This is a genomic window from Actinoplanes sp. ATCC 53533 (assembly GCF_003947245.1).
The window spans coordinates 1-8,821 of the sequence record NZ_QHHV01000254.1 but is presented as its reverse complement, the minus strand read 5'-3'; the positions used below and the strand labels follow the sequence as shown (position 1 = coordinate 8,821).

Genomic DNA, 8,821 nt, shown 5'->3' with positions numbered 1-8,821 from the left:
TGGGATCACGCTGATCGTCGTCGGCTCCGTCCTGCTGCTCGAACCCATCAACACCAAATTTCGCCGGCTCCCCGAAGGGACGCCGCCACCCGACGCCGCGTCCCTGCACACCCGCTGGACCTGGCTGCATCTCGTCCGCACCGTCCTGGCCGTCGCTAGCCTGGGGCTGTTCGTCACCGCGACGCTTTCGTAGGAGGTCGTCTTGAACCGCATTCCACCGCCGGACCCATCCCGTGAACCGCTCAAGGTCAACATCTACGAGCGGATGTCGGGCGCAGCCAACCAGCTGATTCCGCTGTTCCCCTACGACGACGCCGGCTCGATCGTGCCGTGCGGCGCCGTGCTCTGGGGCGGACCGGACATGGAGTACGGCCATTTCTTCCACGGCAACTCCATCGCCGAGGTCGTGGTCGTCTACGGCTCCCACCAGTCGCTGCTGTCCTCCGGGCAGATCTTCGCCACCCAGCCGCTGCACGGCGTCAACTCCTTCCTCCGCGACGAGAAGGACCCTGAGGCCTTCGCCGTCATGACGATCACTCAGCATCAGTCGGAGGGCGGCGACCAGCGCGAGACCCTGTTGGCGCGTTGCCAGCAATGCAAGGCCGAGCTGGCCAGGATCGACTACGACGCCACCCCAGCCGGCGTCGACGGTCACGACCCCACCCGCTTCGGCGCGGCGGACGACCGCGTCCGCCAGTTCGCCACCACCGCCGGGTCACAGGAGTTCGTGCAGCTGCGCAACAGCGAAGAAGGCCGCACCTGCCAGGGATGCGGGCACGTCAACCCGGTCTTCCCGACCGCTCAATGGGGATGGCAACGGCAGGTCGCCCAGACCCGGGTCGTCAACGACGCCTACCGCGCGCTGGTCAAGGAGGGCCGGTCATGAACCGCCGACGCATGCTGCACGCCTTCAAGGCCGCCAAGGAGGTCGGCGACTACGAAGACGCCGCCGTCCTGCAGGAAGCCGTCGACCCCCAGCTGTATCTGTCGCGCAACCGGCTCACTCAGCCATTCCACCTGGTCTGCGCCAAGGACACCGTGATCACCCAACTCAGTGGGGCCGCGCGGATCACGCTGCGCGACAGCTCCGTCAATTCCTTCGGGATGACGATCGGTGACATGGCCTACATCCCGGCGGGCACCCCGCACCAGATCGTCCCCACCGAGGAAGGTGTCTGCCTGCGATACATGCCACTCGACGCGGGGCTGGTCGGAGCGGCGTGGTACTGCCCTGGCTGTGACGTCGAGGTCCAGCGCTACGAATGGACGCATTCCAACGACCTGCCGGCAGCCGGTTTCTACGCCGAGGCGTGCGCCCGGTTCAACGCCGATCAGCAGGGCCGGACCTGCGGCAAATGCGGCTCCGTCCACCCCGCCATCGACCTCGCCGCCTACGGCTGGAAGGAGCAGGGATGACCGCGCCGACCCTTCCGGAGGTCTCACAAGCGATAGGCGACCTGCTCCGCCAGGAAGAGATCGCGACGCTGGCGACGATCGACGATGACGGCGCTCCGTCCGCTTCGACTATGCACATCGCCGCCGACGGATTCTCCGTCTACGTGCACACCTTCACCTACAACCGGAAGTACACCGAGATGCTGACGGAACCCCGGGTCAGCTACGCGGTGGCCCACCTCGGCAGTTACGAGGAGCGGTTCCAGGTGTACTCGCTGCAGGTCAAGGGCCGGGCGAAGCTGCTGACCGACCCCGCCGACATCGGCCGCGCCGTTCAGGTCAGCACGGAACAGTTCCCCTGGCTCGCCGACACCTCGATGTACGACAACATCAAAACCCCCGACGACTACAGCCAGCAGGTCTTCTTCCGCATCGACCCCATTTCGGCACTCTGGACCGACAACCGCGTACGGCTTCTGTGGCGTACGATCCTCGAGTTCACCCCCGACGGCAGCAGTGCGACCACCATGCGTCCCTATGACGAAGTCGTCGGACGCAGAACCGCACAACACTGAGCGCTCCTCGTTGCCTCACGGCGAGCACCAGCGGCTATCCGCGGTCGCCGGCTATGGACGATGAACGCGATCTGGCCGTTGGCCACAGACCCTCGATCGGCTCAGGCGGCGGTACGGATTTGCTGGTGCTGAAGCCTTTCGTGCTGGCGCCGAAAGGCTTGGCGCCGGCACCACCGTTCTCGCCGGCTGGCTGCACACTCGAGCCCCGCGGCCGTCTGCGTGCCGGCCTCGCCGATACCGTCGGGTCATCGCCGTGGACGGCAGGACATCGCGGGGTGCCCGTTACGCCGGAGCGCACGTCTCAATGCTGCCCTTGAGATCAGAGCGGCCAACTGCCCCTTCGCCGATCCTTCATCAGGGTGACTGGCGAAGGCAGGGGTTTCGCCGCGGCAGGGGTCAGTCCTTCGAGCATGAGGGCCAGGTAGCGGCGCCAGCCGTTGGCGCTGGGGTCCATGGTCCACAGTGTGCTGGTCAGCATGGCCATGAGCCGGGGGAGGTCGTCGGGGGTGAGGTCGGCACGGAGCAGGCCGGCGTCCTGTGCGCGTGCGGTGAGAACGGTCAGTGCCTCATAGAACGGAGCGTAGACCTCCGCGGCTCATGAGGTCTCCGCGCGGCAGCCGCCCTGGGATGTTGTCGCCGCGATCCGCCCGCACATGGAAGGACTTGCCGAGACGACCAACGAGACGGTGAACCTTGTTGGCCTGCAGGGAGCCCACATCGTGTTCCTCGACGGTGTGGAGAGCACGCAGACCGTACGGGTCGGAGTCCGCACCGGGGATCGACTTCCCGCCTACACCACTGCCGGCGGCAAGGCGCTGCTCGCTCAAATGCGGCCGAAAGATATCCAGGCGCTCCATCCCCGCACGCTGGCAGCCCTGACCAACGCGTCGATCACCTCAGCGGACCAGCTGATCGACGAACTCGACGCTGTACGCACCAGGGGGTACGCCACCAACTGGGGAGAAAGCGTCGACGGTGTCTACGCCGTCGGCGTGGCCGTCATCCACCCCACGCGAGGCCCCGTGGCCGCCCTCACCATCTCCGCCCCCGCGCACCGAATCGAACGCCGACACGCCGGTGCCCTGGCGAGACAGCTCACCAACGCGAACGCCGCACTCACCGATGCTTGGCGGTGACCTGCAGCTGCCGTGACCGCCGGGGTCAAGAGTCGTGACTTGCATGGACGCGGCCGCCCAAGAGATGAGGCACGGCGTCACCGGGAACACGGCCAACCATGACGTACTCCGGCGAGCCGGGCGGCCTGCCCACCGGCGCCACAGCCACCTTCAGCCCGGCCTCGGTGACCTCCGGTGCATCGTCGACCCTGACCCGGCATTGGACACACTCCCGCAAGGCAGACCGGCCACCGGTCAACGGTGAGGTCCGGCACCTGATCCGTCGCCTCGCTCAAGACCACCCGCGGTGAGGGCACCGCAGCGTCCACGGCGAACTGCAGGCCTGGATCGAGCGAGTTTGCCAGGGATGACCAGCCGTACTTGCGCCAGTTCACCGAAGGGACATTCACGACCCTGGACGCGTTCACCGCCGGGCGGTCCACCGAACTTTTCGATTTGCTTCGCAAAAGATTCCTGCTCCGAGCTGAATCCATCGTCACATGATCTGCGACAGCGACCCGCTTATCCGTATACGACTGAGCGGACGACGCGGATCGAATCTGTGTGCTTTCTGTGCGTCCGCTATGCGGCTCCTTTGCGCTGGTAGCAGCCTGGTTACGGATGAGTAACAGGGCTTGGGTTCGGTGTTGACCAAGATTGATCGGCGCGTGATCCTGGGCATCACGCCATTCACCGCGCATTCTGTCGCGACTCTTTCAATTCTGCGGGGGCCCCGTCGTGCCTAAAAAGCATGGTCAATTTTTGTCCAGTATGAAACAAATATCGGAAATGGAACGAGGCCTCGCCGTCGTCCGGCGGGATCGGTGGTATCCCCGGGTTGTCGCGTGGGGCACCGGTCTGGCGGTGTTCGTCGCGGGTGCCATGGTGGCGCCGACGGCGCCGGCGGCCGCCGAGGTGGTCGCGGCTCCGGCAACGGCCACGGCCACGGCCCAGGAGACCCTCGAACGGCCGGATCTGGTGTCGGCACAGTTGGCCGCCGTCGCCACCGGCAAGGACATCCTGGTAACGGGCAAGACCAACGAGACCTCGCTGACGTACGTACGGCCGGATGGGTCGTTGCGGTCGGAGGTGTCGCCGATCGCGGTGCGGGTGGCCCGGCCGGACGGGTCGTGGGCGGATGTGGACTACGACCTGACGCAGGTCGACGGCGGTTGGGCGCCGAAGGTGTCGCCGGCGGACGTTGTGTTCTCGAACGGTGGTGACGGCCCGGCGGTGATGTTGGACAACGGTTCCCGCGGGTTCGAGCTGTCGTGGGCGAAGTCGTTGCCGGCGCCTTCGATCGACAAGAACAACGCGATCTACCAATTGACCGAGACCGAGGCGCTGGTGTTGACGGCGACCTCGGACGGTTTCGAGCAGTCGTTGAAACTGTCCGCGCCGCCCACATCGGCGCCGAGGCAGCGGCTCGGCTTCGACATGACCGGGCTGACCATGGTGGCCAACGACACCGGCGGCTACGACTTCGTGAAAACCGGCGGCGAGGGCGAAGCCACCTCGACGGTGGTGTTCACCATGCCCAAGCCGCGGATGTACTCGTCGCTGGTGGTCAACGAGGAACGCATGCAGGTACAGACGGTGCCGGTCACCCTGGCCACCGACGAGGACGGATCGCAGTACCTGGACCTGAGCGCGGGCATGCCGTTCCTGACGGACCCCGCCACGGTGTATCCGGTATGGATCGACCCGACCGTGTCGTCAGTGTCCCGCTACGGCGACACCTATGTGACCGAGGCGGACTCCGACTCGCACGTGTCCGACAGCGACCTGCGGATCGGGGTGTCGGCGGCCGGCAACATCAGGCGATCGCTTGTCCGGTTCAAGACCACCAGCAGTGTGCCGTCGGGCTCGCACGTCACCAGCGCGACGCTGAAGCTGTGGAACAACTACTCGGGCTCGTGCACGGCCCGGTCGCTGTACGCGTACCCGGTCACCGAGTCCTACACCCTGTCCAGTGCCACCTGGGCCAACCAGCCGTCGTACACCACCTCGTACGCGGGGTCGGCGTCGTACGCGTACGGCAACGAGGATCTCGGCTGCGCGAACGCCACCGGCTCGATGACGGTGACCAGCATGGTGCAGGCGTGGGTGTCCGGCACCCTGGCCGACTACGGCCTGCTGCTCAAGGCGGGTAGCGAGTCGAGCACCGCGTACACGAAGTACTTCTGCTCGATGAACATCGACGCCACGGCCGACACGAGCTGCACCATCACGGCCCGGTACCCGACCCTGTCGGTGGTGTACAACACCTACCCGGGAACCCCGGCCAGCGGCACGTTCTCACCGAAGGTGTCCGGCACCACCACCGACTCCTACCTGAGCAAGGCCACCGTCTACACGACGTCGCTCACCCCGACCTTCACCGCGAAGGCGTCGAACGCCGACGGCGGCAAGGTCACCCTCCAGGTGAAGCTGTCACGCGACGTGAACTACACATCCGAGGGCACCGGCGAGATCACCACGATCACGTCGTCGGCGGTCAACCCAGGTGCGAAGGCGACGGTGAAGGTGCCCTCCGGTGTGCTGTCCTCGGGCCAGCACGTGATGTACCAGATGCGGACGAGGGTGACCAACGGCGCCGGCGGCTACGACTACTCCGCCTGGACCCCGTCCAGCCTCTCCTCCACGACCAGCACGAAGTTCGCTTTGAACACCGGCATGCCGGCAGCGCCGACGATTTCGTGTGGCAGTTTTCCGGCGGGGATCTGGACTCCGCCGACCGCCTCCACGACGTCCTGTGCACTCGACACGGCTTCCAGTGACGGCGCCGGCTACTACTGGGGTTTGGACGACCCGTCCACGCCCAACTTGGCCCCCGACTCGTCCAACTCAGGCTCTGCGGTGACCGTCTCGACGATCCCGACCAAGGTGCTCGGCTGGCACACCCTCTACGTGCGCAGCCGCGACACCGCCCTGCACCGGTCTGCGACGGCGACTTCCTACGAGTTCGGCGTCGGCGCGGGTGGAGTTCTCACACCGACGGCAGGGGCGTCGACTGCGAAGGGGGTCGCCATGTCCGCTTCGGCGAACTCCGGATACACCCAGATCACCTATCAGTGGGCGCCGGGCACCTCCTCGACCACCTGGACAGACCTCCCCGTGGCGGACGTGACCCCGGCCGGTTCCTCCACCCGGATCACCGGTTGGCCGCTGACCGGCACCGCCTCCGGAAACCTGACCAGCTTCACTGGCTACAACTGGAACGTGGCGTCGACTCTGGCGGCCGCGGGCGAGCCGGACGGAGCACTGCGCATCCGCGCCAAGTTCTCCACGTCCGCCGGCGTGGTCGGCTACTCCGCCGAGCGGATCTTCGCACTCGCGGTGACCACGTTCGGCCAGGACGCCGCCACCCAGGCAATCGGCCCTGGTGAGGTGTCGCTGACCACCGGCGACTTCCTGGTGATCGCCACCGACACCGCAGCGGGTGGGCTCGGTGTGGGCCGCACCGCGACCAGCCTCGTCCCGGCGGCCGCAACCACCGGTCCTACCGGAATTTTCGGAGCCGGCTGGCGGGCCTCGCTGCCCGGCGCGCGTGCCGGCGCCGCCGAAGCCGAATTGATCGACAACTCCGCCTCCGGAGCGGTCACGGTCAAATACCCCGAGGGCACCGAGGCTGTCTACGTGAAGCAGAGCTCCGGCGGGTATCTCGGGGTCGGTGATGCCAACGACGGCAGCTTGTTGATCAAGTCGACCTCGATCGGCAACCCCGCCGACACGAGCGACAACACCGTCTACACCGGCTGGCAGTTGACCAGCACCGACGGAACGGTGACGACCTGGACGAAGAACGGGAACAACTCCTGGACGGTCGCCTGGGTGGACGAGGCAGGCAAGGAGGGGGAGACGAGCTACGCCCGGGACGCCTACGGCCGGATCGTCACCATTCTGGGATCGGTGCCGGCCGGTGTCACCTGCACCGTCACCGCGTTCGACACGCCCGGGTGCAATGCAGTGCAGCTCACCTACGGTGCCGCCACCACGGCGACCGGTACGGACGAGTCCGCTTGGGGCGACTTCGCCGGGCTGGTCTCGGGTGTCGCCTGGACCGCCTACGACCCAGCCAGTTCCGCGATGGTGACCAAGCAGGTCGCCGCGTATCTCTACGACTCCACCGGCCACCTGCGCGTCGCATGGGATCCGCGCTTCACCACCCCACTGAAGACGCGTTACACCTACAACTCGGCGGGGCGGATCGCCACGATCACCCCGTCCGGTCAAAGCCCATGGACGTTGGCCTACGACACCCAAGGACGGCTAGCCGGTGTTGCCCGCACCGACACTGCCAATGGCGACGCCGTCCAAGCGGTCGCCTACGACCTGCCGGTCGCCGGGGTGTCCGGAGCGCCGGATGTGTCCGGGACTGTCGCGGCCACCTGGGGTCAGATCTCAGATCTCGCCTACTCTGGCGCGGCGGTTTTCCCGGCTTCCCACGTGCCGGCCGCCGGCATTAACGGCGCCTATGGCCCGGCCGAGGGGGATTGGCCGTACGCGGAGGTCACCTACGCGGACGTGAACGGCGTGGTGGTCAACACTGCTGCATTCGGCGCCGGCGCCTGGCAGATCGACTCCACCCGCTACGACGAGAACGGCAACGAGATTTGGTCGCTGGACGCAGGCAACCGCGCTCAGGCGCTGGCCCCGACCGGCGATACGGACCCGTACGTTGCCGCGCAGGTCTCCTCGGCCGCCCGAGCGGATCTTTTGGCCACCATCGGCACCTACAGCGAGGACGGAGCCGATCTGCTTGGCACGCTCGGCCCCGCACATTCAGCCCAATTGTCGTCAGGGGAGATCGCCTCGATCCGGACCCAGACCTCGTACACGTATGACACCGGCGCTCCCACCAGCGATGCCTTCCACTTGGTCACCAAGACCGTCACCACCCCGACCGCGTTGGACGGGACAACCGTCCCGGCCGCGGACACGACGACGACGGTGACCGGATACGACCCCATCGACGACTCATCGGCCTCCGGTCCCACGTCCGGCTGGACACTTTTCCGACCCACCACACAGACCACCTGGATGGGCACGAGCGCGTCGTCCTCGGCCGACCTGACCGGCAAAGTGCGATATGACTCCTCCGGCAGGGTGGTCGAGTCCCGGCTACCCGGCGCGGCGGCCACGGATCCGAACACCGTGTTGACCACCTACTACACAACTTCGGCGAACTCCACCTACCCGGCCTGCGGCGGTAAGCCGCACTGGGCGGGGCAGGTATGCCGAACGGACCCCGGTGGTGGCCCGTCCACCGGATACGCCGTCGTGGGCAAGATCTACACCTACGGCGCGTACGGCCAGGTTGCTACCGTCACCGAAAGCTCGGGCTCTGTCACCCGGACCACGACCGTCGGCTACGACGGGGTCGGCCGGCCAACCAGCACCGCCACCTCGGTGTCCGGGCTGCCGAGTTCGTCGTCGGTGACAGCCACCACTGTCGGCTACGACTCCGCCACAGGCCTGCAGACGACAGCGACGCAGGGCTCGACAGTCTTGTCCAGCACTTACGACGTGTTGGGCCGGCTGCTGAGCTACACCGACGCCGACGGTGCCACCACCGCCTACACCTACGACATCGACGGCAACATCAAGAGCGTCAACGACGGCAAATCCACCAGCACGCTCACCTACGACTCGTCCACTGAGCACCGTGGACTGGTCATGGCGCTCGATGCGGGCCTCGGCAGCGGCGTCTCCACCTTCCGTGCCACCTATGGT

At 66.8% G+C, this 8,821-nt stretch carries 7 protein-coding genes and 1 pseudogene; 7 read left to right on the top strand and 1 reads right to left on the bottom strand.

The genetic code is table 11. The annotated features are described in order from the left end of the window. From DMB66_RS52010 to DMB66_RS51995, 4 genes are all read left to right on the top strand, one after another. Positions 1-193: anthrone oxygenase family protein (locus tag DMB66_RS52010; protein ID WP_148112867.1), on the top strand; the 193-nt coding region annotated here is incomplete at its 5' end. Between the two features lie 9 nt (positions 194-202). Next, positions 203-886, top strand: coding sequence for a hypothetical protein (locus DMB66_RS52005; protein WP_125811491.1), 684 nt, complete (start codon positions 203-205; stop codon positions 884-886). Continuing rightward, positions 883-1,416 (top strand): hypothetical protein, encoded by a 534-nt coding sequence (locus tag DMB66_RS52000; protein WP_125811490.1) that lies wholly within the window; start codon positions 883-885, stop codon positions 1,414-1,416. Before DMB66_RS52005 ends, DMB66_RS52000 begins: the two co-directional genes overlap by 4 nt. Then, positions 1,413-1,970, top strand: a complete 558-nt coding sequence (locus tag DMB66_RS51995) for a pyridoxamine 5'-phosphate oxidase family protein (RefSeq protein ID WP_125811489.1) — start codon at positions 1,413-1,415, stop codon at positions 1,968-1,970. The genes DMB66_RS52000 and DMB66_RS51995 overlap by 4 nt, the downstream gene beginning before the upstream one ends. 319 nt (positions 1,971-2,289) lie before the next feature. Here DMB66_RS51995 and DMB66_RS66330 read toward each other — a convergent pair. Beyond that, positions 2,290-2,547, bottom strand: a pseudogene (locus tag DMB66_RS66330) (hypothetical protein); the annotation flags it as partial. A gap of 76 nt (positions 2,548-2,623) precedes the next feature. On the opposite strand from DMB66_RS66330, the gene DMB66_RS51980 reads away from it, so the two are divergent. From DMB66_RS51980 to DMB66_RS51970, 3 genes are all read left to right on the top strand, one after another. After that, the gene (locus DMB66_RS51980) at positions 2,624-3,106 is read left to right on the top strand and encodes an IclR family transcriptional regulator (protein ID WP_125811488.1); all 483 of its coding nucleotides are present in this window, start codon (positions 2,624-2,626) and stop codon (positions 3,104-3,106) included. Positions 3,107-3,204: 98 nt separating this feature from the next. Then, positions 3,205-3,396: a hypothetical protein gene (locus tag DMB66_RS51975; RefSeq protein WP_125811487.1), complete on the top strand. Its 192-nt coding sequence runs from the start codon at positions 3,205-3,207 to the stop codon at positions 3,394-3,396. Between the two features lie 478 nt (positions 3,397-3,874). Beyond that, on the top strand, positions 3,875-8,821 hold a 4,947-nt coding region (locus DMB66_RS51970), incomplete at its 3' end, for a DNRLRE domain-containing protein (protein ID WP_158647642.1).

Bases quoted from the DNA above. Each gene is read 5' to 3' on its own strand.
- DMB66_RS52000 (WP_125811490.1), top strand. From the start codon at position 883: ATGAACCGCCGACGCATGCTGCACGCCTTCAAGGCCGCCAAGGAGGTC.
- DMB66_RS51995 (WP_125811489.1), top strand. From the start codon at position 1,413: ATGACCGCGCCGACCCTTCCGGAGGTCTCACAAGCGATAGGCGACCTG.
- DMB66_RS51980 (WP_125811488.1), top strand. From the start codon at position 2,624: ATGGAAGGACTTGCCGAGACGACCAACGAGACGGTGAACCTTGTTGGC.
- DMB66_RS51975 (WP_125811487.1), top strand. From the start codon at position 3,205: ATGACGTACTCCGGCGAGCCGGGCGGCCTGCCCACCGGCGCCACAGCC.